This window comes from Thermoflexibacter ruber (genome assembly GCF_900113045.1).
Lineage (GTDB): Bacteria > Bacteroidota > Bacteroidia > Cytophagales > Thermoflexibacteraceae > Thermoflexibacter > Thermoflexibacter ruber.
The window spans coordinates 167,331-190,866 of the sequence record NZ_FONY01000006.1; the positions used below are offsets into that span (position 1 = coordinate 167,331).

The 23,536-nt window shown below is 38.2% G+C and carries 18 protein-coding genes; 8 read left to right on the forward strand and 10 right to left on the reverse strand.

Annotated elements, in window-relative coordinates:
• Nucleotides 1-39: 39 nt before the first annotated feature.
• Together aroQ and nadD are read right to left on the reverse strand one after the other, a co-directional pair.
• On the reverse strand, nucleotides 40-459 hold the full coding sequence (gene aroQ, locus BM141_RS05155) for a type II 3-dehydroquinate dehydratase (protein ID WP_091541164.1): 420 nt from the start codon (nucleotides 457-459) through the stop codon (nucleotides 40-42).
• Between the two features lie 126 nt (nucleotides 460-585).
• Nucleotides 586-1,158, reverse strand: a complete 573-nt coding sequence (gene nadD, locus BM141_RS05160; protein WP_091541166.1) for a nicotinate (nicotinamide) nucleotide adenylyltransferase — start codon at nucleotides 1,156-1,158, stop codon at nucleotides 586-588.
• 123 nt (nucleotides 1,159-1,281) lie between these two features.
• On the opposite strand from nadD, the gene BM141_RS05165 reads away from it, so the two are divergent.
• Nucleotides 1,282-2,256, forward strand: coding sequence for a glycosyltransferase family 9 protein (locus BM141_RS05165; RefSeq protein WP_091541170.1), 975 nt, complete (start codon nucleotides 1,282-1,284; stop codon nucleotides 2,254-2,256).
• A gap of 10 nt (nucleotides 2,257-2,266) precedes the next feature.
• Nucleotides 2,267-2,908, forward strand: a complete 642-nt coding sequence (locus tag BM141_RS05170; protein WP_091541174.1) for a phosphoribosylanthranilate isomerase — start codon at nucleotides 2,267-2,269, stop codon at nucleotides 2,906-2,908.
• A gap of 3 nt (nucleotides 2,909-2,911) precedes the next feature.
• Here BM141_RS05170 and BM141_RS05175 read toward each other — a convergent pair whose 3' ends face one another.
• Nucleotides 2,912-4,057 carry a glycosyltransferase family 2 protein gene (locus BM141_RS05175; protein WP_091541177.1) on the reverse strand — a complete coding sequence of 382 codons (1,146 nt, stop codon included), beginning with the start codon at nucleotides 4,055-4,057 and terminating at the stop codon, nucleotides 2,912-2,914.
• A complete protein-coding gene (locus tag BM141_RS05180; RefSeq protein ID WP_091541180.1) occupies nucleotides 4,054-4,515 on the reverse strand; it encodes a DUF1801 domain-containing protein in 462 nt (153 codons plus the stop codon). Before BM141_RS05180 ends, BM141_RS05175 begins: the two co-directional genes overlap by 4 nt.
• 197 nt (nucleotides 4,516-4,712) lie before the next feature.
• Between BM141_RS05180 and BM141_RS05185 the strand changes: the two genes are divergently transcribed.
• The 3 genes from BM141_RS05185 (at nucleotide 4,713) to accC (ending at nucleotide 10,632) form a co-directional block, all read left to right on the forward strand.
• Nucleotides 4,713-7,070, forward strand: coding sequence for a TonB-dependent receptor (locus BM141_RS05185; protein WP_143090804.1), 2,358 nt, complete (start codon nucleotides 4,713-4,715; stop codon nucleotides 7,068-7,070).
• 211 nt (nucleotides 7,071-7,281) lie between these two features.
• Complete coding sequence (locus tag BM141_RS05190; RefSeq protein ID WP_091541187.1) at nucleotides 7,282-8,961, forward strand: sodium-dependent transporter; 1,680 nt, start codon at nucleotides 7,282-7,284, stop codon at nucleotides 8,959-8,961.
• 168 nt (nucleotides 8,962-9,129) lie between these two features.
• Nucleotides 9,130-10,632: an acetyl-CoA carboxylase biotin carboxylase subunit gene (gene accC, locus BM141_RS05195; protein ID WP_091541193.1), complete on the forward strand. Its 1,503-nt coding sequence runs from the start codon at nucleotides 9,130-9,132 to the stop codon at nucleotides 10,630-10,632.
• A gap of 11 nt (nucleotides 10,633-10,643) precedes the next feature.
• On the opposite strand, the gene BM141_RS05200 is transcribed toward accC, so the two are convergent.
• On the reverse strand, nucleotides 10,644-11,468 hold the full coding sequence (locus tag BM141_RS05200; RefSeq protein WP_091541197.1) for a class I SAM-dependent methyltransferase: 825 nt from the start codon (nucleotides 11,466-11,468) through the stop codon (nucleotides 10,644-10,646).
• A 199-nt stretch (nucleotides 11,469-11,667) separates the two neighbouring features.
• Between BM141_RS05200 and BM141_RS05205 the strand changes: the two genes are divergently transcribed.
• The 3 genes from BM141_RS05205 (at nucleotide 11,668) to BM141_RS05215 (ending at nucleotide 15,056) form a co-directional block, all read left to right on the forward strand.
• Nucleotides 11,668-13,305 (forward strand): pyruvate dehydrogenase complex dihydrolipoamide acetyltransferase, encoded by a 1,638-nt coding sequence (locus BM141_RS05205; RefSeq protein WP_091541200.1) that lies wholly within the window; start codon nucleotides 11,668-11,670, stop codon nucleotides 13,303-13,305.
• 68 nt (nucleotides 13,306-13,373) lie between these two features.
• Nucleotides 13,374-14,360 carry an NAD-dependent epimerase/dehydratase family protein gene (locus BM141_RS05210; RefSeq protein ID WP_091541203.1) on the forward strand — a complete coding sequence of 329 codons (987 nt, stop codon included), beginning with the start codon at nucleotides 13,374-13,376 and terminating at the stop codon, nucleotides 14,358-14,360.
• 42 nt (nucleotides 14,361-14,402) lie between these two features.
• Nucleotides 14,403-15,056 carry a protein-L-isoaspartate(D-aspartate) O-methyltransferase gene (locus BM141_RS05215; RefSeq protein ID WP_091541206.1) on the forward strand — a complete coding sequence of 218 codons (654 nt, stop codon included), beginning with the start codon at nucleotides 14,403-14,405 and terminating at the stop codon, nucleotides 15,054-15,056.
• Between the two features lie 2 nt (nucleotides 15,057-15,058).
• On the opposite strand, the gene glmS is transcribed toward BM141_RS05215, so the two are convergent.
• From glmS to BM141_RS05235, 5 genes are all read right to left on the reverse strand, one after another.
• Nucleotides 15,059-16,903 (reverse strand): glutamine--fructose-6-phosphate transaminase (isomerizing), encoded by a 1,845-nt coding sequence (glmS, locus tag BM141_RS05220; protein WP_091541210.1) that lies wholly within the window; start codon nucleotides 16,901-16,903, stop codon nucleotides 15,059-15,061.
• Between the two features lie 235 nt (nucleotides 16,904-17,138).
• On the reverse strand, nucleotides 17,139-17,276 hold the full coding sequence (locus BM141_RS22790) for a hypothetical protein (protein ID WP_177217266.1): 138 nt from the start codon (nucleotides 17,274-17,276) through the stop codon (nucleotides 17,139-17,141).
• 147 nt (nucleotides 17,277-17,423) lie between these two features.
• Nucleotides 17,424-18,908: a PorP/SprF family type IX secretion system membrane protein gene (locus tag BM141_RS05225; protein WP_091541213.1), complete on the reverse strand. Its 1,485-nt coding sequence runs from the start codon at nucleotides 18,906-18,908 to the stop codon at nucleotides 17,424-17,426.
• A gap of 150 nt (nucleotides 18,909-19,058) precedes the next feature.
• Nucleotides 19,059-20,978: a T9SS type B sorting domain-containing protein gene (locus tag BM141_RS05230; protein WP_091541217.1), complete on the reverse strand. Its 1,920-nt coding sequence runs from the start codon at nucleotides 20,976-20,978 to the stop codon at nucleotides 19,059-19,061.
• 29 nt (nucleotides 20,979-21,007) lie between these two features.
• On the reverse strand, nucleotides 21,008-23,536 hold a 2,529-nt coding region (locus tag BM141_RS05235; protein ID WP_143090805.1), incomplete at its 5' end, for a tail fiber domain-containing protein.

A 23,536-nucleotide genomic window follows, 5' to 3' on the forward strand; every position in this document is an offset into this window, starting at 1 on the left:
ATTTTTCTTAAACAACATCATATAATGGTATAGAATTGCTTACCCTAAGAAATGCAAAATAGCCAATCTATATCCATCTAATCCAAATCCACAAATGAAACCTTTACAGTTTTTGCTGAGATAGCTTTTGTGACGGAACTCCTCTCGGGAATAAGTATTAGAGATATGTACCTCAATGACAGGGGTTTTGATAGCTTTGATAGCATCTCCCATAGCAATAGAAGTATGCGAGTAGCCTCCTGCATTTAAGACGATGCCGTCATAGCCTCCAAAACCGCACTCATGTAACTTATTGATAAGTAAGCCTTCTACGTTGGATTGATAGTACTCTAAGGTAACTTTGGGAAATTTTTGTTGCAGAATCTCGAAATAAGCCTCAAAAGTCTGCAAACCATAGATTTCTGGTTCTCTCCTTCCTAAGAGATTCAAATTGGGACCGTTGATAATAATAATTTTCATTTTTCTAATGCGTATAATAAAATAGTAAAAAAAATGCGTTTAGTACGATTGAAAAACAAACCTATTGAAAATAAAGTAGATAATCAAGTGTAAAGAATATTTAGCTTAGCAAGTTACTCAAAATGATTACAAATAAAAACCTTTTACCCGAATCAGAGTTTCTACGTCTTCATGCACTAAGTATTTGATAGACTGACGGTTGCGTATCAGATTTCTAATATAAGTAGCTGAGAGGTCTATCAAAGGAGCAGAGATAAACTTCACTTTGGGGTGAGAGTGAAAGGGGGTCTGCTCAACGTAAGGACGGGGATATACTAAAACTTCGTAATACTCCAAGATTTTATCGTGATTTTTCCACTTCTCAAAACCCTTGAGATTGTCCTCACCGACTATAATTTTGAACTCATGCTGAGGATATTTTTCTTGCAAGTAAGTAAGTGTGTCAATGGTATAGCTGGGTTTGGGAAGGTGAAACTCTATGTCTGTAACATTAAGTTTTTCATTGTCAGCAATCGCCAAACGCACCATATCGAAGCGGTCAAACTCATGCAAAAGTGAAGTGTTTTTTTTGAAAGGATTGTGAGGGGAAACTACTAACCATACTTGGTTTACCTCAGGACTGTTAGCAATAGTATTGGCAATAATCAAATGTCCAATATGAATAGGGTTGAAAGAGCCAAAAAATAATCCAATTTTCATACTTTTGTGCAATTTTTAATAAAGTTTGTGCTTTTAATGATTGTATTTTAGCGTTTTTGATTGTTGAGAAAAAAGAAAAATTAACCAAAAATAAGAAACTTATACCTGAACCACCAAACTGATATGCCCAAAATCCTGATTATTCGCTTTTCCTCTATTGGAGATATTGTCTGGACTACCCCTATTATTCGTTGTGTGAAACAGCAAGTTCCTGATTGTGAACTACATTTTGCTACTAAAGCGAGTTATGCAGAAATGTTGGCTGCCAATTCGTACATAGATAAACTTTTTTTACTCAAAGATAATTTAGGGCAGCTTACTCAAGAGTTAGCCCAAGAAAAATACGATTATGTAATTGATTTACACAAAAATCTGCGGACTTTACGCATGAAACTGAGCCTTTCAGGAAAAAAATTTACTTACAAAAAATACGTAATAGAAAGATGGCTTTTTGTAAAGCTGAAGATTAACCGAATGCCCGATTCTCATATTGTGGATAGGTACTTTGAGGCAGTTGCTTCTTTGGGTGTAAAGAACGACGAGAGAGGTTTAGACTACTTTATTCTGCCTGAGCATGAGATAGATACAAAGCAATACCTTCCTTTAGCGTTTCATCAAGGCTATGTAGCTTACGTAATAGGAGGGAGTGAAGCTACTAAAAAATTACCTTTAAATAAAATGGTAGAGTTATGTGAAAAAATTAATCGTCCTATGGTCTTAGTAGGTGGCAAAGAGGATATTGATAATGGAAATAAATTGGTTGAAATCATTAACTCTCAAAGTAAACAAGCAATTATCAATCTTTCAGGAAAGCTAAGTATTAGCCAATCTGCTTCCATAGTTAAGCAAGCGGAGCGAGTGATTGGGCATGATACGGGCTTGACTCAAATAGCGGCAGCTTTTCACGGAACGGTTTATTCTATTTGGGGAACGACAACGCCGCTTTTCGGCATTAAACCTTATACGAAAAATTCTATTTTATTAGAAAATAAAAATTTAGACTGTCGCCCATGCTCCAAAGCCGGGGCACCTGTTTGTCCTTTGGGGCATTTCAAGTGTATGAATGACTTGGATTTGAGCCAATTAGAACTTATTTAACCCAACAATTATGAAAATCAAAGTTTGTGGAATGAAAGAATCAAGCAATATTATAGAAGTGGTCAATTTAGGAATTGATTACGTGGGCTTTATTTTCTATGAAAAATCTCCTCGCTTTGTACAAGACGATTTCTCCTTTCCCAAAGATTTCACTTTGCAAACTAAAAAAGTAGGTGTTTTTGTAAATCATTCCTTGCAAATAATTGTAGAAAAAATTATTAAATATCGTTTAGATTTAGTACAGTTGCACGGCAATGAAACCGCAGATTTTTGCCATCATTTGAAAATGAAACTTGCCTCTTTGGATAGTTTTATGCCGCAAGTAGAAATCATCAAAGTTTTTAGTATAGGAGAAAGTTTTGATTTTAAGCAGTTGGAGGCTTACAAACCATATATAAATTACTTTCTTTTTGATACCAAAGGTACTAACTTAGGAGGGAATGGCGTTGCATTTGACTGGAACATACTCAAAAACTACAAACATGAAGTACCCTTTTTTCTAAGTGGGGGGATTGATGTGCAACACGTGCCAGAAATTAAGCATTTAAGTAGCCTACCCATTCACGCTGTGGACATCAACAGCCGTTTTGAAGTTAGTGCAGGTTTCAAAGATGTAGAGAAGATAAAAAAATTCAAACAATCATTGCTTTAAAAATTATTTTTTTACCAAGACACACCTAATTTGCTTATGGTAAGTAGTTTCAAAAGCATAATCAGCTATATAATTTTGATTTTCTGCAATAAAATAAAACAAAAAATCTCTAACATTGATAAAATTCACTGCTTCGGTTTCAAAGGTAAATAGTTCGGTGATTCGGTAAGAAATTTTTGTTTTTTCCAATAACTGATTTATTGTTGAAAATAAATGTCCAAGACGCGATTTTTCTTGTACCTTTATAGGTGTAAACTCCTGATTAACTGATATATGTTCTCCTTTTTGGAGGGAGAAAAATGCTTGAGAAAACTTAACAAAAGACTGCAAAGTAGGATACTCAAAAGCAAAAGCATATGAAAAATTCCCAGCCTTTAATAATTTTAAAGCTACTCTTTGTTCATTAAACTCTTGATTATCAATGAGTTTTTTCAGATAGGGTAGGGGAGAGACTATTTTTTCCTTAGCATATTTTTCCATAGCTTTGAGCCAAAGGGCAGGCATGAGGTCTTCGTTAGAAGCAGAAGCGTGCCATTGGTGAAAGGTCGGGGCTTCATTGATACTCAATATCTTTCCTTGTACGCCTGCGGCTAAAAGCCTCTTTTTCAAATCCATGTCTTCTACTCCCCACACTTTAAAATACTCATCATACCCCCCTATTTCGTGCATTTTTTCCTTAGGCATAGCGATTAGTCCTGCGGCAAACTCTGTGCTACTGACCTTGTAAGGATAGGTTTTGGAGAAGTCCAAGTTTTGACAATTTTGCTGATTTTCAGGTAGATAGTAACATTGGTATTGCACAAAAGAATTTTCATCAATCTTATTTTTAAGTAAGTCAGTAAAGTTAGGCGGATAAATCAAATCTATGTCGACAATAACTAAGAACTGTCCTTGTGCTTGCAATATGCCCAAATTAATTGCGTGGGAGCGTGACCAAAACTGGTATTGAGTATCAAAAAAGTAGTATTTTACTTTGGGAAATGTGCCGCATAGTTTTTCCGTTGCTTGCTGTATGGCTAAATCGCTCCCATAATCTATGAAAATGACTTCAAAATCAGCAAAGTTTTGATTTTGAATAGATTGTAGGCAGTTTTTTACGCGAATACTATCGCGATTCCTATACGGGACGATGAAGGAAAAAAATGTCATTTACTTTTTTTAATTTGTGCCTCGTATAAAGCAATCCACTGTTCGGGTGAGATTTTTGAAGCCAACTCCCCAATGAGTTCGTAAGGGATAGCCTCTATTTTTTTGAAGCGAATACAACTTTTTCCCATGTCTAATTTAGTTTTGCTGTATTTAGGATATTCATTAACAAACCAATTCAGGATAGTTGGGTCGGCATATATACCCATGTGATAAACAGCAATAAAATTTTTCTGAGAGGCAATATTCAAAAAAGGTAAGGCTTGCTTGGGGTCGCAGTGATAGCCGCTTGGATACAAGGAATGAGGGATTACATAACCTATAGACCCGTAAGTCATGGCTTCTACAAAACCCGAGGGAAGATTTTGGACAATGGTTTCTCTTAATTGGCTCATAGGTTTTTTCCTATCTTCTGGAAGAGAGGCGAGGTATTCTTCTACTGTAAAGGCTTGTGATTGCATATTACTAAAATTAATTTTTTACATAAGCAAAAGTAAATTTTTATTTTGAAATATTGCTTATTTTCACTATTTATTTATAAATAATTACACATAAGATTTATATTTTACAACAATAAAGAAAATAATCTTATACAACTTTTCAAAAATTATGTAAGAGCATTGTGGTATTTATTTACGAATTTTGCAAAAAAAAATCTATGGAAAACAATAGATTAAAGATATTACTATCATTTTTTTTGCCTTTGTTAGTACTACCATCGGTAAAAATATTCGCCCAAAGCACGATAAAAGGCACTGTGTACGAAGCACCTAAAACACCTTTGGTTGGGGCGAATGTCTATTGGCTGGGTACGCAACAAGGTACAGTTACAAACCAAGAAGGCAAGTTTGAAATCAAGACTTCTAAGGAGTCTAAAAAATTGGTTGTCAGCTTTGTAGGGTTTAAAAATGATACGATTGACATAGCCACGAATTTCACGAATTTACACGAACTGGAAATTGTCTTGCAATCCAATACCGAACTCGAGGCGGTGGAGGTAGTAGGGGAACGCAAAGCCTCTTATACGGATTACATAGAAACGAAGGCAGTCAAAGTGATGACAGAGAAGGAGTTATTTAAGGCGGCGTGTTGCAATCTGTCAGAGAGTTTTGAAACTAACCCTTCCGTAGATGTCAATTTTGCTGATGCAGTGAGCGGCACAAAGCAAATAGAAATGTTGGGATTGGCAGGGACTTACACGCAAATTACGACGGAAGTTATGCCTTCGGTGCGTGGTTTGGGGGCTTATTTTGGACTTTCCTATATACCGGGTACTTGGATTCACAGTATCCAAGTTGCCAAAGGAGTTGGTTCTGTGGTTAATGGATACGAATCTATTGCAGGACAAATCAACGTAGAGCTTAAAAAGCCAGAATTTGATGAAAAACAGCAAGAAAGAATGTTTTTCAATGCCTACATAGACGGCGGCGGGAGAATGGAAGCAAACCTCAATTTGAGCAAAACTTTCAATAGACGCTGGGGAACTGCTTTGCTCTTGCATGGAAGTACAAGACCCTTTCGTAGCGATATGAATATGGACCATTTCTTAGATTTTCCTTTGACTAATCAGATCAACTTCATTAATCGCTGGGCATATCGCAATGCCAACACGGGTATAGAAGCCCAATTTGGTATCAAATATGTGAAAGACAGCAAATTAGGCGGAGAGTTTGACTATAAGCAAAATGGACAAACAAGTAGAATAGAACCCATAGACCACTCTTTGCATACGCCAGAGGAACACGCAGAACGAATCAATGAAAACTTCCAGAAAATTCCGATTTGGGGCTTAGAAATCAATACACAACGCTCTGAAGGTTGGGGAAAAATTGGTTGGGTAAATAAGAAAAAACCTTATCAAAGTGTTGGTTTACAGCTTTCTATGACAGATTACAGACAAGATGCTTACTTTGGCTTTACTACTTACAAAGGCAATCAGCAGACAGGCTATGCCAATTTGATTTATCAAAGTATCATAGGCAATACCAATCACCTCGTCAAAATGGGGACAAGTCTGCTTTACGATAATTATGATGAGAGATTTAACGCTCTCCAATTCGCTCGGAAAGAAGTAGTTGCAGGAACATTTTTTGAATACACTTATACGCACTCTGAGAAGTTCAATATGGTGGCAGGGCTTCGGGCAGACTATCATAATTTATTTGGTATATTTGTAACTCCCAGATTTCATGCACGTTATGCTCCTACGGAAACTACTGTTTTCCGATTTGCAGCAGGAAGAGGACAGCGTACTGCCAATATTTTTGCAGAAAATATGTCCATTTTTGCAAGTTCAAGGGTTATGCGTATCCAAACCGACAACATCAATAGCAAGGCTTATGGACTGAACCCCGAAGTAGCTTGGAACTTTGGTATAAATCTTCATCAAGACTTTATCCTTGCCAGCAAGGAAGGAAGCATCAGCATAGATTTTTATAGAACTAATTTTGAAAATCAGGTCGTGGTAGATTTGGACAAGTCAGCGAGGGAGATTAATTTTTACAACTTAGATGGGAAGTCTTATTCCAATAGTTTTCAAACAGAAATAAATTACGAATTGGCAAAGCACTTTGATATAAGGTTAGCCTACCGTTGGTACGATGTAAAAACCACCTACCACGGTGAACTTTTGCAAAGACCTCTGGTAGCCCAGCATCGCGCTTTCGTCAATCTTGCCTACATGACGCGTAGCAAGTGGACTTTTGACTATACCTTGCAATGGTGGGGTAGAAAACGCCTGCCCAATACGAGTATGAACCCTGAGAAATATCGCTTAGCCGATTACTCACCTACTTTTTTCTTAATGAATGCACAGATTACCAAGAGTTTTGCTTGGTCGGCAAATCAAAAGAAGTTTGATGTATATGTAGGTCTGGAAAATATTTTGAACTTTCGCCAAGAAATGCCCATCATTGCCCACGAAGCTCCTTTTAGCCGATATTTTGATAGTGCTATTGTTTGGGGACCTATTTTTGGGAGAATGGTCTATGCAGGGCTAAGGTGGAGGATAAAATAGCGATAAAAAACCTTCATATTAATTTTTTGTGTATTTAAACCTTAAAAATATTGCTTAATTTTAAAATTATCTTTGTTTTGCATTATCAAAAGTTCTAAGTAAATGTTTTTTTAGTATTTGACTACAATTTAACCCGTTCATTTACATAGAACTACCAAATTGATTTAGGATTAATCACTAAGTAATCTTACATTCATTTAACCATATAATTATGAGTGCAAATAAAGAATCTTGGGGTTCACGCATAGGTTTGATATTAGCTATGGCAGGAAATGCGGTAGGTTTGGGCAATTTCTTACGCTTCCCTATGCAAGCTATTCAAAACGGTGGAGGGGCATTTCTCATTCCGTACTTAGTCTGTTTTCTAATTATGGGCATACCGCTCCTATGGATTGAGTGGTCTATGGGACGTTTTGGTGGAAGGTTTGGGCATCACTCTACTCCTTTTATCGTACAGGAAATGGACAAAAAGCGAAAATACTGGAAGTACATAGGTACTTTTGGAATTTTTACCAATATTGCCGTTGCTGCTTATTATTGTTATATTGAGTCTTGGACGCTATCTTATGTATTCCATTCACTTTTTGGAACATTTGATGGCAAGAGCCAAAGCGAAGTTGCTCAATTTTTTACAGATTATATCAATGTTTCTACCACTACTTCTGGCATTCCGTATGAAGCAGTGGTTTTTTATTTGATATGTGTTAGCCTAAATACTTACATACTCTCAAGGGGTTTGCAAGGCGGGGTAGAGGTAGCGGCAAAAATTGGTATGCCCTTATTGATTCTATTTGGAATTATCTTAGCCATCAGAGGTATTACCTTAGGGACTTCAGGCGCTCCAGAAGGTTGCACTGATTGTGATTCTTTCTTGGGAATGAACTACTTGTGGGAGCCTAAGTTTGACTCTTTGGCAAATCCCAAAGTTTGGCTGGCGGCGGCAGGGCAAATATTTTTTACGCTTTCCGTAGGTATGGGGACGATTCACTGCTATGCCTCTTATGTTCGTTCTAAGGAAGACGTAGCCCTCAATGCGATGTCGGCGGGTTGGATGAATGGCTTTGTAGAAATCGTTTTAGGAGCATCTATTGTTATCCCAATTGCTGCTGGCTACTTGGGTTTAGCTTGGGTCAAAGAAAAAGCAGGCTTTTCTATGGCTTTTCAAACTATGCCGTATTTATTCGAGCAATGGGGGACATTTTTCTCTGCCTTAGCGGGTATGATGTGGTTTGGTTTGTTGTTCTTTGCAGGCATAACTTCTTCATTAGCCATGGGAACGCCTTGGATGGGCTTTATGCAAGATGAATTTGGCTGGAAAAGAGAAAAAGCGGCTTGGTCTTTTGGACTTTTTACTACCGTTTTAGGTTTACCCACTGTTTTCTTCTATAATGAAGGCGTTTTTGGCGAATACGATTATTGGGCGGGGACAGTTTCTTTGGTAGTTTTTGCTATGGCTGAGGTGATTTTGTTTTCTTGGATTTTTGGTTTGGAAAAAGGTTGGCATGAAATCACTATGGGTGCGGACATACAAGTTCCTGAATTTTATCGCTTTATCATCAAATATATAACCCCGATGCTTTTGTTAGTTGTATTTATTGCCTCTTTCTGCTCGCCTGCGGGAGGGGATTGGGGTGCGGCTTTCGCAGGGCTATTCAATGGTCAAGGCTGGAATTTAGACAATGGCTCTATCATTGCCCAAATTATGCACAAAGGACTGAATGAGCAGATAGCAAACACTACCGACCCAGCAACCATAGCACAATTAGAAGAAAACAAATTTTATATCAATATTGGACGCATACTGCTTTTGTCTGCCTTTGCTATCATTGCCTTTATCATTTTTATAGCACACGGGAAGAGAAAAGTAAGACAAGGCGAAGCAGTTTTATAATGATTAGTGTTATTTTCTTCGAAATTTCAGATTCTTAATTCTATATTCAAATATGACTACTACGGCACTTTTAATGATGATAATAGTTCAGGTAACTGTAACCTTAGTAACAGGTTACTTTTTGATGAAGGTATTAAAAACACCACCTAAAACGGATTAAGCGAAAATATGAAAATCAAAAAGTTATTGGTTGCTAATCGCGGAGAAATTGCTTTGCGGGTGATGCGTTCTGCACGAGAGATGGGGATTCAAACGGTTGCTATTTATAGCGAAGCTGACCGTTTTTCGCCTCATGTCAAGTATGCTGATGAAGCAGTTTGCGTAGGGGCACCTCCTTCTGCTCAGTCATATTTGCAAATGGATAAAATCATAGAAATAGCTAAGAATTTAGGAGCAGATGCGATTCACCCTGGCTATGGCTTTCTCTCTGAGCGTGCTGTTTTTTCACAAAAAGTAGCCGAAGCAGGTTTGATTTTCGTAGGACCTTCGCCCTATTCTATAGAGATAATGGGAAGCAAAATCGAGGCAAAAAAAGCAGCGGATAGGTTTGGTATTCCTTTGGTACCGGGTCTAAAGGAAGCGATTATAGACATTAACGAGGCTAAGAAAAAAGCACAAGAAATTGGCTATCCTATTCTTATCAAAGCAAGTGCAGGCGGGGGAGGCAAGGGCATGAGGATAGTTAATAACGAAAATGAGTTTGAAGAACAGATGCAAAGGGCTATCAGCGAGGCAAGTGCGGCTTTTGGCGATGGCTCGGTTTTCATAGAAAAATACATCACTTCCCCTAAGCACATAGAAATACAAGTGCTTGGCGACCAACATGGCAATGTAGTATATCTCTTTGAAAGAGAATGTTCTATTCAAAGAAGGCATCAAAAATTAGTAGAAGAAGCTCCCTCCTCCTGCCTTACTCCCGAAATTCGCAAAGCGATGGGAGAATGTGCAGTCTTGGTAGCTAAATCCTGCAATTATTATGGAGCGGGGACAGTGGAGTTTGTGGTAGATGAGGCACTGAATTTTTATTTTTTGGAAATGAATACCCGCTTGCAAGTAGAACACCCTGTTACAGAGATGATTACAGGGGTGGACTTGGTAAAACAGCAAATACTCATTGCCGAAGGACAGCCCTTGACTATCAAGCAAGAGGACTTGCAAATCAAAGGACATTCTATAGAAGTAAGGGTATGTGCCGAAGACCCTGCCAATAATTTTTTGCCTGAAGTAGGTAAACTCCAAACTTACCGACCACCAAGAGGGGTAGGCATTAGGGTAGATGACGGCTTTGAGGAGGGCATGGAAATCCCCATTTACTACGACAACATGATTGCCAAGTTGATTACCTACGCAGATACTCGTACTGAAGCTATCCAAAGAATGATGCGTGCTATAGATGAGTTCCAAATTACAGGCATACAAACTACTTTAAGTTTTTGCAAGTATGTACTTGGACATGAGGCTTTTGCATCAGGAAAGTTTGATACTAAGTTTGTAGAAAAATACTTTAAACCAGAACACATAGCTACCCAAGCCCAAGCAGATGAAGAAAAAATTGCTGCCGTTTTAGTAAGCAAATTAGTTGAAAAAATTAGCAAGTCTGCTACTTTCACTAATGGCACAGCCCCAGCCAGACAAGTAAAAAGTAATTGGAAAAATAGAAGGTACAACTAATAGTCTAATCTTTAGACTTTTCTCATTATCAAAACGAAAGTTCCATTTCTGCGATAGAGTTTAGTTTCATTTTTAGGGGGGTAGATGCTATAAACTATTTCCATTGGCTCTACTACTATATCAGTATTAACCGTACTTGTCCATGCGTCATCTACTTTAACCCCTTGAAAAGAAACTTCATTTTTAAAAGTTTTTTTCAAAAATGACCTCCAGCCTCTCAGTGTTTTTAGCTGTGGTTTTTTGACAGTTGCAAAAGGGGTAGCAAAAGTAAAATATAGATAATAGCCTACTGTTCCTAATAATAATCCTTTCAAGTTGTGGGTTTTGTGCAGTTTTAAGGGAATTTGTAAGTCTATGCAATGCACCATGATACCTCCCTTTTTAAGCATTTTACCCATGTGAGTAAATACATCATACATCGCAGTAGGGGGAATATGCTCTAAGGTAGAAACAGAAAAGATGACATCATAATAATCCAAAGGGATATTGGGGTTATGGATATTGCCAACTCTCTCAAATATATACTTTACATTAGGATTTTTTTGCATTAGTTCTTCACGACTGCCCCATCTGTTCCAAAGCGGTTCGCCGCTTTCTACCCCAAAGTCATCAATTACATGGACTTCACAATCGTAATTTTGGGCAATGTACTGCGGAAGGTCGCTATACGCACCGCCGACTTCTACTACTTTCATTCCTTGTTGAAAATGACAGTTTTTCAAAATAAAAGGACGATTATGCCCTTTGATTCCCCAGTCTGAAAAAGGAATTTTCTCATCGTGAAATCGCATGAGTTCCTCCACTGTTGCCCAGCGTAATTGTTCTACTTTAAACATTTAGAATAAGTTATTGCCTCGCTCAATAAAAACCTTACAAAAATAACAAAAACATATAGTTTTTAGCTGGTAGTTTTAATTTTAGTTCAAAATGAAAAAAACTCACTTCCTACATCTAAAATATTTTTGATTTCTAACTTTATCAATTATTTTTGAATAATTAAAGACAAGAAAACTCAAAAAATTTAGGATATACACTATGGCAGAAGTAATCAGAATGCCCAAGATGAGCGATACCATGACCGAAGGAGTAATCGCTAATTGGTTAGTCAAAGTGGGCGACAAGGTAAAATCTGGAGATATTTTAGCAGAAGTTGAAACTGACAAAGCAACAATGGAGTTGGAAAGCTATGCAGACGGCACTATACTTTTCATAGGCATAGAAAAAGGCAAAGCTGTGCCTGTAGATGGTATCATTGCTGTAGTGGGCAAGGAAGGGGAAGATTACCAAAGTTTGCTTCATGGAGGAGCGGTATCCTCGCCTACTCCAAAAGCAGAAGTAAAAGTAGAAACTCCTATTACTACTCCTCCGGTGGCACAAGCCTCGACTGATGATTTAGCTAAAATCAAAGCAACCATAGTGCGTATGCCCAAGATGAGTGATACGATGACCGAAGGGGTGATTGCTAACTGGTTAGTCAAAGTAGGGGACAAGGTAAAATCTGGGGACATTTTGGCTGAGGTAGAAACTGACAAGGCAACTATGGAGTTAGAAAGCTATGAATCAGGCACTTTGCTTTATATTGGGGCGGAAAGTGGAAAGTCTGTGCCTGTGGACGGCATCATTGCGATTATTGGGGAAGCTGGAGCAGATTACCAAAAACTACTCAATGCCGCCTCTACTGTAAGTATGAGTAAGTCAGAAGCAGTTGCATCTACTACTGACACCAATTTGGTCAGTGCTACTACTGCCTCCCAATCTCTTGCTTCTGAGCCTGTTACAAGCTCAGGAGGTCGTGTTTTTGCTTCTCCTTTGGCAAGAAAAATGGCACAAGAAAAAGGATATGATATAGCTAAAATTAAAGGTACAGGAGAGAACGGTAGAGTTACCAAAAAAGATGTAGAATCCTATCGCCCAGAAGCACAACCCACTCCCTCGACAAGCACATCTAAAACTGTAAGTCCTGTCATAAGCACGCCACAAGTAATTGGTCAAGAGAGTTTTACTGAGATTCCTACTTCACAAATGCGTAAAACTGTGGCTCGCAGACTGTCAGAAAGTAAGTTTTCTGCACCACATTTCTACGTTACTATGGAGATTGTCATGGACAAAGCCATAGCAGCACGCAATAGCATGAACGAAATCTCCCCAGTCAAAATCTCTTTTAATGACTTAGTCATTAAGGCAGCAGCGATGGCACTAAAAAAACACCCTGCTATCAACTCCTCATGGTTGGGAGATAAGATTCGTCAAAACCATCATATTCATATTGGTATGGCAGTAGCTGTTCCAGAAGGTTTGCTCGTCCCTGTGATTCGCTTTGCAGATAGCAAATCTCTTTCTCAGATTGCGGCGGAAAGCAAAGACTTAGCAGGAAAAGCCAAAGATAAAAAATTGCAACCTGCTGATTGGGAAGGAAATACATTTACTATTTCTAACTTAGGAATGTTTGGAGTAGATGAGTTTACGGCGATTATCAACCCACCAGATGCTTGTATTTTGGCAGTAGGAGGCATCAAAGAAACCGTTATCGTAAAAGATGGACAAATGCAAGTGGGCAATATTATGAAAGTAACCTTGTCCAGCGACCACCGCGTAGTGGACGGAGCAACTGCGGCGGATTTCTTGCGGACTTTAAAGGGCTTACTCGAAGACCCATTGAGAATGTTGGTATAAAGAAAAATATTTGTTTAAATTAACTTTGACAAAGCTCAAGGGCTTTGTCAAAGTTTTATTATTGATACATGGTGGCGGAAAGATATTTTATTACAGGAGCAACAGGCTTAGTCGGGAGCTACATCACTCGCAAATTGGTTTCAGAAGGCAAGGAAGTTCATGCCTTGAAAAGGAAAGACAGTAGTTTGGAATTGGTAGAAGACATTGCCAAGCAAATCACTTGGATAGAAGGAGATATTTTAGATGTAAGCCTCTTGTTTGAGATATTGCCACAAATGACTTATGTAATTCACTCTGCCGCTGCTGTTTCCATGCTCCCCAAAGACAAGGAAAAAGTTTTCAAAATCAATATAGAAGGAACGGCGAACATGGTAAATGCTTCCCTAAAATCTCCCATTAAAAAATTTTGCCATGTCAGTTCGGTAGCCGCCATAGGAGTTCCTGAGAATGCACATTTAGTCAATGAAAAAGCAAGTTGGAACGAAGATAATACGAACTTTATCTATGCTAAATCCAAGCATTTTGCAGAAATGGAAGTTTGGAGAGGCATAGCAGAGGGGCTGAATGCAGTCATAGTAAACCCTTCCACTGTTTTGGGAGTCAGTTCATTAAACAAATCATCAGGGCAGATTTTTAACCGTTTGCGAAAAGGTATTCGCTTTTATCCAAAAGGCAAAATTAATTTGGTAGATGCCTCAGACGTAGCGGAAATAGTCTATCACTTGCTACACCACGAAGTAAGCAATGAGCGATTTATTCTCAATGCAGGAAGTATTGCTTACAAAGATTTTTTTGCCAAAGTAGCACAAGTTTTGGGAACACCTGTACCCAAATATGCACTTAACCAGTCCGTGCTTAGTATTGCTTACTTTTTATCCCAGTTAGCAAGTTTATTAGGCATTACTAAAACCGTTTTGCCCAAAGAAATTATCAGTGCTATGCAAAGCACACACACCTACGACAACAAAAAAATTACTGATTTACTCCATTTTAAGTTCAAAGACTTGAACCAAAGCATTAAAGAAGTGAGTGAAAAATATAAAAAAACAAAGTAAAAAAATTAAATTTGTATATTTAGACTCCAATTTAACAGCTCTATGGCAGCAGATACCTACAAGACCAAAGGAATGAGGCAAGTGCTCATCAATAGCCTACGCAAAAAGGGTATCACTCATGAACGTGTGTTGGAAGCTATGAATAAAGTACCAAGACATTTATTTTTGGACTCTGCTTTTTTATCTTATGCTTACCAAGACAAGGCTTTTAATATTGGAGAAGGACAAACGATTTCTCAACCTTACACAGTAGCTTATCAATCTAGCCTTTTAGATGTGCAAATAGGAGAGAAAGTATTAGAGATAGGCACAGGCTCTGGCTATCAAGCAAGCGTATTGATAGAAATGGGTGCAAACTTATACACCATAGAATACAATCGTAAACTCTATGAAAAAGCTAAACATCTCTTGCAAAAACTTAAATACAAGGGAAATTTTATTTATGGAGACGGTTCACAGGGCTTTACTCCTTCTGCCCCTTATCATAAAATTTTGGTAACTGCGGGCGCACCCACTGTACCGCATACCTTAGTGGAGCAGTTAGCTGAGGGAGGTCGCTTAGTGATTCCAGTGGGTAATTTACAAAGTCAGCAAATGTATTGCATAGATAAATTACCCAATGGAAAAATCAAAGAAACTGCTTTGGATTTTTTTGTCTTTGTACCCTTACTTGGTAAGTATGGGTGGGATAAATAGATTTACTCCACCGTTACCGACTTTGCCAAATTACGAGGCTGGTCGACATTGCAGCCTCGAAGCACCGCAATATGATAAGCCAATAATTGCAAAGGAATCACTGTAAGTAAGGGAGTTAGCACATCGTAAGTTGCTGGAATCTCTATCACATGGTCTGCCATACTACTTATCAAATTATCTCCTTCATTGACTATGGCAATGACCCGTCCTTTCCTTGCTTTTACTTCTTGGATATTGGACACTACTTTTTCATAAGAATTGTCTTTGATAGCGATGAATACTACAGGCATTTCTTCATCTATCAAGGCAATAGGTCCATGTTTCATTTCTGCCGCAGGATAGCCCTCTGCATGAATATAGGAAATTTCTTTGAGTTTTAAAGCTCCTTCTAAAGCTACAGGGAAGTTATAACCCCTACCCAAATAAATCATATTGCTGGAGTGCTGGTAAATATGAGCTATTTTTTCTATTTCCTCATTGATTTTTAGTGTTTTAGCTATTTTTTCAGGGATACTTTCTAGCTCATAAAGCAATTCAGAAAACTGCGCTTCGGCAACATTTTGTCGCTTTTTAGCTATCATCAAAGCCATCATCAGCAATACTGTAACCTGAGCGGTAAAGGCTTTGGTACTTGCTACCCCAATTTCGGGTCCTGCGTGGGTATATGCCCCTTCATGCGTGGCTCTGGCGATAGAAGACCCTACTACATTGCAAACGCCAAAAATAGTTGCGCCCTTACTTTTTGCTAATTCTATGGCTGCTAAGGTATCTGCCGTTTCGCCCGATTGGGAAATGGCAATGACAGCATCGTCAGGATAGATAATAGGATTGCGATAGCGGAACTCTGAAGCATACTCTACCTCTACGGGGATACGTGCCAACTCCTCAAAAATATACTCTGCTACCAAACCTGCGTGCCAAGAAGTCCCACAACCTAAGATAATAATTCGCTTGGCATAGAGTAGCCTATCTATATACTTGTTGATGCCTCCTAATTGGAGATGTCCTTTTTCAGCGATTAGTCTTCCTCTTAGGCAGTTATGCACAGATTCTGGTTGCTCAAAAATCTCTTTGAGCATGAAAGAATCAAAACCACCTTTTTCTATGGCATCTAAGGTCAAGTCTAAATACTGAATATAGGGAGTAGTAGGCACATTGCTAATGTCTTTGATTTCCATGCTCCCTTTTTGTAAGATAGCAATTTGGTGGTCGTCCAAGTAAACTACTTCGTTGGTATATTCTATGATAGGCGTAGCATCAGAAGCAAGCCAAAATTCTTTTTGGTCTTTACCAATTCCTATCACCAAAGGACTACTTTTTCTTGCCGCAAGCAACTGATTAGGGTCATCGGCAGACATCACTACGATAGCATAAGCCCCTACTACCTCGTTCAAGGCTATTCTCACCGCTTCAAAAAGAGAACATTGGTTTTCTTTTTGTATTTGTTCTATGAAGTGAACCAATACCTCAGAGTCTGTTTGCCCTAAAAACTGATGCCCTTTGTGCATAAGTTCTTGGCGGATAGTGGCATAGTTCTCGATAATGCCGTTGTGAATCAAAGCTAATCTACTGTCAGAGGAGAAATGAGGGTGAGCATTGATGTCATTGGGTTCTCCATGCGTAGCCCACCGGGTATGTCCCATGCCTATACTTCCTGTAATTGCCTTATCGGCAAGATGCTTTTCTAAATCAGTAACTTTTCCCTTTTTTTTGAAAACAGATAAGTTATTTTGATGAATAAGTGCTACTCCCGCACTGTCATAACCTCTATATTCTAAGCGTTTTAAACCTTTTAAAACAATGGGGCAGGCTTCCTGCTCACCCAAGTAAGCGACGATTCCACACATAAGTTTGACGTATTAAAGAAGTTTGTTTGCTTTATCTAAGACTAATATTTTCACAAAAATTATACGCAAAATTAGCATTTAATTTTTGAGTTTGAGATAAAATATATGAGTTATTACAGCTATAAGTACTATGCCCTAAAGAACAGCTAATAGAGGTCGTTTTGAATGTTGGACTGCCTCCTGCATCACAAGCGTTAGCTACCCTTACGCACACTGAGCTATTGGTAGAGCCAGCTCAGCTATCAAGGTCAGAAAGAATACGTGTAGCGGACTTATCTATAGGAGCGAAAACATGATTCAGACGTACACATAATAGCGAATCGCTATGCTGAGCATAGAAAAAAGCATAATTGCTTTCCCCTTGTTTGACCATAAAATAGATATAATCTACTAATTTTTCCCAAATTTACAAGTATTAGCCTATTTTTGTTTGTGTACAGTTTTAAAGAGTATATTCAAAATAAAAAACCCGTTCAAATTTTTAGATTCAAACGGGTTTGATTCGTTATCAAAATCAATTTTACTCTATAATTTTCATTTCAATTCTTCGGTTTAGTTCGCGACCGTCTTTCTCGTCATCATTGCTGGCAATAGGTTGGGTATCTCCATAGCCTTTGAAAGTGATGCGGCTTGCATCTATGCCTATTCCTTTCAAATAATCCACTACAGCTTTGGCTCTATTTTCTGAAAGCCTTTGGTTAGAGGCTTTATTACCTACATTATCCGTATGCCCTCCTATTTCTACTCTCAGGTTAGGATTTTTTCGTAAAAACTCTACAATATTATCTAAGGCAGGGAAGGAGGCTTTTTCTATTTGAGCTGAGCCTGTCGCAAAATATAAGCCACTGACCACGTACTTTTTGCCTACTTCTGGTTTCTCAAAAACTTGTTTTTCTGATGGTGTACTTGTTTCTATAGTGGCAGAATCTATTACAGTCTTGGGTTCATCTACTTGGGTAACTGCGGAAGAGTCTATTTTTTCTACCTCTGTAACTTTATTTTCATCAATGCTATCTTTTCTTACTACAATCTGATTATCAATGTCTTTGTCTTCTGGCTCTACTTTTTTCTTTTCTTTCTTCCTGCCAAAATGATATGATACTAAAATTTCATGCGAACCATTAGAAACATTGCCTATTAGGCTTTTGTTATTGGCAAACTCATAAGCGTAGCCAAAAGAAAACTGTCCTAAGTGCAGACCTGCATTAATAGCATTGCCGTAATCTGTTCTATGCAAAAAAGATAGCCAAAATGTTTCTTTCCAATCTATTACCACATTTACGTCAAACTGTCCTGCTTTTTGGATAGCAAAAGTCCCAAATCTGTGCAAAACCATAGGTGTAATAGATAATTGGCTATTGGGCAATTCCACACGATAAGAAACTGCGGCGACTGATTGGTTGATGTATCTGAAAGGACTTGTTGAGTTGAGGTTTTCTTCTCTTAAAGACCTATTGAAAAGCTGGGGGAAGGCAAAACTTACTTCCAAACCTTTAAAATTGTAATATGCGCCAAAAGCCCCATCTACTACAAAGGAGTTATTTAAGCGATACAGTGCTTGGTCTTGCAAGTCAGAACCACTCAATAGCTCCCAACGAACGCTATTTACCAAAGTTCCCAAAGATAAGCCAAAATGTAACTGATTATCTTCATCAAACTTGACACCATACGCATAGCTTGCCTGCGCTCCTGTACGACTTACTACGCCCGTGTTATCGCGAAAAATCCTCATTCCTGCACCCATTGCTTTGCTAAACGGCGTTTGAAAGGAAAAAAGCATGGTTTCTGGTGCCCCTTCCAAGCCAGACCATTGCTTGCGATACACAAGGTGTGCTACGGAATAGCCATGATAACCTGCATAAGCAGGATTGTAAAAATACTTATTCTGATGATATTGAGTAAATAAGGAAGTTTCCTGAGCCTTTACCTCTTTCAATGCCCCCTCTGCTACTACAATCATACACAACACAAAAAAAACGAATAATTTATATTTTATCAGTTCCATACTTTCAAAGTTTTTATTGTCTGATTTTCATCAAGCGGCTTGTAAAAAATGATTGATTTTCTTGAAATTTCTATTATATAAACTCACTTAATAGGAAAATATTGTGAAAAAATTGTAATTTTTTTATACTTTATTTAATTAAACACCATATTAGCGTACTAAGGAGAAAAAGCCAGAGATGAATTTATTATCATCAATTTTGATAACATAATAATAGGTGGCTTCTGGCAACGCTCCATTAACCCCTGTTCCATTCCAGTTGTTTTGATAGCTTTTGGTCGCAAATACTTCCTGTCCCCAGCGATTATATACGACAATCTCTGCATTAGGAAAATCCTCTATTCGTTCAATCGTCCAAAAATCATTTACTCCGTCATTATTAGGAGAAAGCACCTTGCTGACATTTAAGGTTTCCAACACAAATACAGTAACCTCATCGGTACTTTCACAGCCTTGTGCATTACGTCCTGTAACTTTGTAAATTGTAGTAACGTCTGGTCTTGCTGTAGGCGTAGCCGTATTCGGATTATCTAAAGTATTGCTTGGTGTCCAAGTATAAGTACTCGCTCCTGTGGCTTGCAACTGTATAGATGAACCTCGTAAGATGCTTACATCTCTACCTGCATCAACAGGAACGAAGTTCTGTTCGGTTACGGTAACTTTGTTAGTAGTTTGGCAACCTGTATTATTTTGAGAAATTATCGTGTAATCTCCTTTGGAAAGATTATTGAATTCTGCATTAGTTCCTGTTTGTGTGCCAAGTACTGTGCCATTGTTATTGACCAATAGGAAAGTTAAAGTACTTTGATGCGTAGAAGTGGCTCTAATAACCCCATCTGCACCTCCAATACAAGAAATCGGTCTGGTTTCTGTATTAAACAAACTACTTCCTATAATTACTTGCGTTTCCCCCACGAGTTCACTTCCATTGACTTTGGCAATAACTTTGTAAATCCCTGATTGTAAGTTAGTAGAAAAAGGAATCACGGGGGTTCGGCCGGTAGCTGTAAAATTGTTAGGACCTGTCCATGTATAAGTAGCCCCCTCTATTTGATTAGCTTCTAATCGCAATTCGCTGCTACAAATAGGGGTATTGGAAGAGACTCTTAGTGGGAGATTTTTCTCAAAGATTGTCCAACGCGATGTTTGATTAGCTACTAAGCTAAAATCTGAGGTTTCTATAAAATTGCCATCTTCTGATAAGCTACCTTGTTTCTCTTGCCAATTTACTCCTGCATCTTTAGATTCAGAGAGTTGTAAATTAGATTCTATTTGGTTGGGTGCTATTTCTGTGTTGAAGTATCTAAAAGTAAGTTTAGTTTCATCTTTGGCAACTGGATTGGTAGTGGTAATATCAAAATAACGTCTAATGCTTTGCCCTGCTTGGTTGGTAAAGGCATCATGTCCACGTTTTACATTGATATTCCCTAAGTTAGCAGAGGAAACTAATGATATACCTAAGCCAGCAATATTTTCAACATCTGTTCTATTACTTGCTTGGAGAAAGCCACCGCTACCTTCTTCACGAATACGATTTTGTTCATTTTCCCCTACTAATTTTCCTGTTTGCCCAAAGTTGATATTTTTCCCATTCAGATTTATATAGCCAATGCCTAACAAGTTTAGTTGATTAGCAATGATGATATTCTGATTCAGTGTTACTTTTTGATTAAGAAAACTTAAGTTATTCCCAACAAGTAAATTCCAAAACCTCAAAGATGATGTTCCATTCATCTCTTGTGATGTACCTGTCAAGATAAAAGCACTGTTAGAATTGCTGGTAAGCAAGCCATTCATTTGTAGATTGCCAAGTAAAGTAATATTACCGCTATTAATTAGCGTCCCTGAGGTGTAATTCAAGTTTCCTTTTATCAATAAACTACCCTCGTTGGTTATTTGACCATTATTTTGGTTTTCCAACTGACTTGAGGTAGTAATGGAAGCCCCATTTTTGATAACTATTGTCGCACCATTATTAATAAGTTGGGCTTGAGCTTGATAGTGAGCTAACCAAGCCCAACAAAGTATCAGTAGCGACAAGATTTTGTATTTTATGATTATATTTAGCATCTTACTTTCTTTTTAAAATACAAGATTGATTATTTGTCGCTTACTTTTTCAATGGTATTATTATTTGTTTGAGATTGGTTTTGCATGAGCAACATGAGCACGTTGAGTTGCTTTTGCATGGTTTCCATTTGTGTTTTCAAACTTGCTGTTTCATTTGCTTGTGCCTTTAAGGTATTATTTTCTGTATTCAATGTATTTACCTTGTTACTCAATGCCTCAATTTGTTTTTGCTGTTCTTTGATAGCCTCTAAAAGCACAGGAATCAAACCAATGTAATTCACTGATTTGTAACCTTTATCGTTCGTATGCACCAAATTAGGGAATACTTTTTCTAATTCTTGAGCAATTACCCCTAACTGAAGAGTTTTATTATCTGAAAATTCTTCTTTCCAATGATAAGTTACTCCATCAACTTGGTTTACCTTCTCAAGTGCATTTTCAATAGGTTTGATATTTTTCTTGTAGCGAGCATCACTGGCATTAATTAATGTTCCTCCTGCATCAGTTTGTAGGTCAGTAACACTTGTCAAACCTGTAATGGTAAGGGTGCCTGCCAAAGTAGTATTACCTAAAACATCTAACGTTCCAGATAAAGTGGTCGCTCCAAAGTCATTTACGTTCAGACCTGCTCCACCAGAGATATTGAAAGCATTACCATTACCATTAACAGTAAGGTCATTCCCATTTAACTCGATAGTGGTTGCTTGTACTAAGTCGCCTCCTAATTGTGCATTCGTGCCTGTGATAGTAATGCCATTATCTGCTGTAAGCATATTAGCATCTATGGCATCTCTTACTGCTTTTTCTGTAGCTAATACATCGTCAGTTGCAGTACCTGAAGGACGAACGGTATTTAAAATTTGAGTAATAGCAGGAGTACTACTATTTATTTGGAAAGAAGAAACATCAGTAGCAGTGAGAGAAACAGAAGCTCCTAAAACTGTAAGATTTCCACCTACACTGAAATTTCCACCTACGGAACTCGCTCCTGTACCTGTAGTATTAATTGTTCCATTGGTATTAATGTTGCCATTGGTAGGATTTACATTAAAGCTTCCCACTGTCAGGTTGGCACCAGTAACATCTAAACCTGCATTAGCATCTACATTGCCACTAAAAGTTACTTGCCCACTACCAGATTGGGAAAGCTGACTATTTACAGTTACTACCGTTCCATTGTCAGTAATGTTACTTGCTACTAAGGTAGTGCCGTTTCCTTTGAAAATTACATTGTTTGTGGCTGTAACTCCTGAAACAACGCCTGCATTTTTTACTAAGATTCCGTTACTTGCAGTTCCTAAGCCTAAAGTAGCATCATCTACGTATTGTTTGGTCGCGGCATCTGCGGAAGCAACAGGAGTTCCTAAGTTGGAAATAATGTTACTACTCATATTTAGACCTCCTCCAAAAGTAGATGCTCCGGTGGTAGTTAAAGTAGTGAATCTCCCTGTCCCCGCAGTAGTAGCACCAATGTTCGTTCCATCAATAGTTCCCCCAGTAATACTCACAGCGTTTGCATTTTGGGTAGCCATTGAGCCTAAGCCAAGGTTAGTTCTTGCTGTTGTAGCATCGCCAGCCCCTGTTCCCCCTCTGGTGATAGGTAAAGTACCAGAAGTAATTACTGAAGCGTCTAAGTTAGGAATATCGCTGGGGGCTAATGTCCCTACGGAAAGCAATCCTGTTCCTGCCGCAGCTTTTACTATCCCACCTGCATTGAGGTTACTTGCCGTGATAGTTCCCGCAATCAATGTATTTCCTGTAGCTGGGGCTACTGTGAAATTACCACCACCAATGTTTAAAGCACCTGTAGCTCCTGTAATATTAAATCCAGATGCCCCTCCAATAGAAAGATTCCCATTTACTCCTGTTACTAAGAAATTACCTCCAGCATTAATATTTCCATTTGCCCCTGTAATTTGTAAATTACCTGCTCCAACATTTATGCTCCCTGTACCTCCATTAATAACTAAATTACCACTCCCCATACTTAAATTACCACTTCCTCCATTCACTTGAAAGTTACCCGCAGCAACGCTAACATTCCCACTTGTTCCATTAACAGTGAAGGCTCCCGCTCCTACAGAAAGATTACCGCCATTCACTGTTAAATTTGCACCAGTAACATCTAAACCATTAGTGGCATCAACATTGCCATTAAAAGTAACTTGATTCGCAGCCCCTGTTTGAGTCAGTTGGCTGTTTATAGTTACTAACGTTCCATTATCAGTAATATTACTTGCCACTAAGGTAGTACCATTACCTTTAAAAATAGTATTTATAGTTGGAGTAACTCCTGTTACTGTGGAGCCATCGCCTACTAATATGCCAGCGGTAGTTGCTGGAACAAAGATAGATTTGTTTTCATATTGAGGGTTTCCCGCTCCATCAGTGGTTAAGACTTGATTTGCCCCTCCATTTTGAATTTTTGCCAAAGTAACAGCGTCATCAGCAATTTTTACAGTAGTAACACTTCCGTCAGCTAACTTAGCAGTGGTTACGTTAGCATCAGCGATTTTAGCAGTAGTTACTGCATTATCAGCGATTTTAGGAGTAGTTAC

Bases quoted from the DNA above. Each gene is read 5' to 3' on its own strand.
- BM141_RS05215 (WP_091541206.1), top strand. From the start codon at position 14,403: ATGGCAGCAGATACCTACAAGACCAAAGGAATGAGGCAAGTGCTCATC.
- nadD (WP_091541166.1), bottom strand. From the start codon at position 1,158: ATGAAAATTGGATTATTTTTTGGCTCTTTCAACCCTATTCATATTGGA.
- BM141_RS05230 (WP_091541217.1), bottom strand. From the start codon at position 20,978: ATGCTAAATATAATCATAAAATACAAAATCTTGTCGCTACTGATACTT.
- BM141_RS05210 (WP_091541203.1), top strand. From the start codon at position 13,374: ATGGTGGCGGAAAGATATTTTATTACAGGAGCAACAGGCTTAGTCGGG.
- BM141_RS05200 (WP_091541197.1), bottom strand. From the start codon at position 11,468: ATGTTTAAAGTAGAACAATTACGCTGGGCAACAGTGGAGGAACTCATG.
- BM141_RS05225 (WP_091541213.1), bottom strand. From the start codon at position 18,908: ATGGAACTGATAAAATATAAATTATTCGTTTTTTTTGTGTTGTGTATG.
- BM141_RS05180 (WP_091541180.1), bottom strand. From the start codon at position 4,515: ATGCAATCACAAGCCTTTACAGTAGAAGAATACCTCGCCTCTCTTCCA.
- BM141_RS22790 (WP_177217266.1), bottom strand. From the start codon at position 17,276: ATGGTCAAACAAGGGGAAAGCAATTATGCTTTTTTCTATGCTCAGCAT.
- aroQ (WP_091541164.1), bottom strand. From the start codon at position 459: ATGAAAATTATTATTATCAACGGTCCCAATTTGAATCTCTTAGGAAGG.
- BM141_RS05185 (WP_143090804.1), top strand. From the start codon at position 4,713: ATGGAAAACAATAGATTAAAGATATTACTATCATTTTTTTTGCCTTTG.
- accC (WP_091541193.1), top strand. From the start codon at position 9,130: ATGAAAATCAAAAAGTTATTGGTTGCTAATCGCGGAGAAATTGCTTTG.
- glmS (WP_091541210.1), bottom strand. From the start codon at position 16,903: ATGTGTGGAATCGTCGCTTACTTGGGTGAGCAGGAAGCCTGCCCCATT.
- BM141_RS05175 (WP_091541177.1), bottom strand. From the start codon at position 4,057: ATGACATTTTTTTCCTTCATCGTCCCGTATAGGAATCGCGATAGTATT.
- BM141_RS05190 (WP_091541187.1), top strand. From the start codon at position 7,282: ATGAGTGCAAATAAAGAATCTTGGGGTTCACGCATAGGTTTGATATTA.
- BM141_RS05170 (WP_091541174.1), top strand. From the start codon at position 2,267: ATGAAAATCAAAGTTTGTGGAATGAAAGAATCAAGCAATATTATAGAA.
- BM141_RS05205 (WP_091541200.1), top strand. From the start codon at position 11,668: ATGGCAGAAGTAATCAGAATGCCCAAGATGAGCGATACCATGACCGAA.
- BM141_RS05165 (WP_091541170.1), top strand. From the start codon at position 1,282: ATGCCCAAAATCCTGATTATTCGCTTTTCCTCTATTGGAGATATTGTC.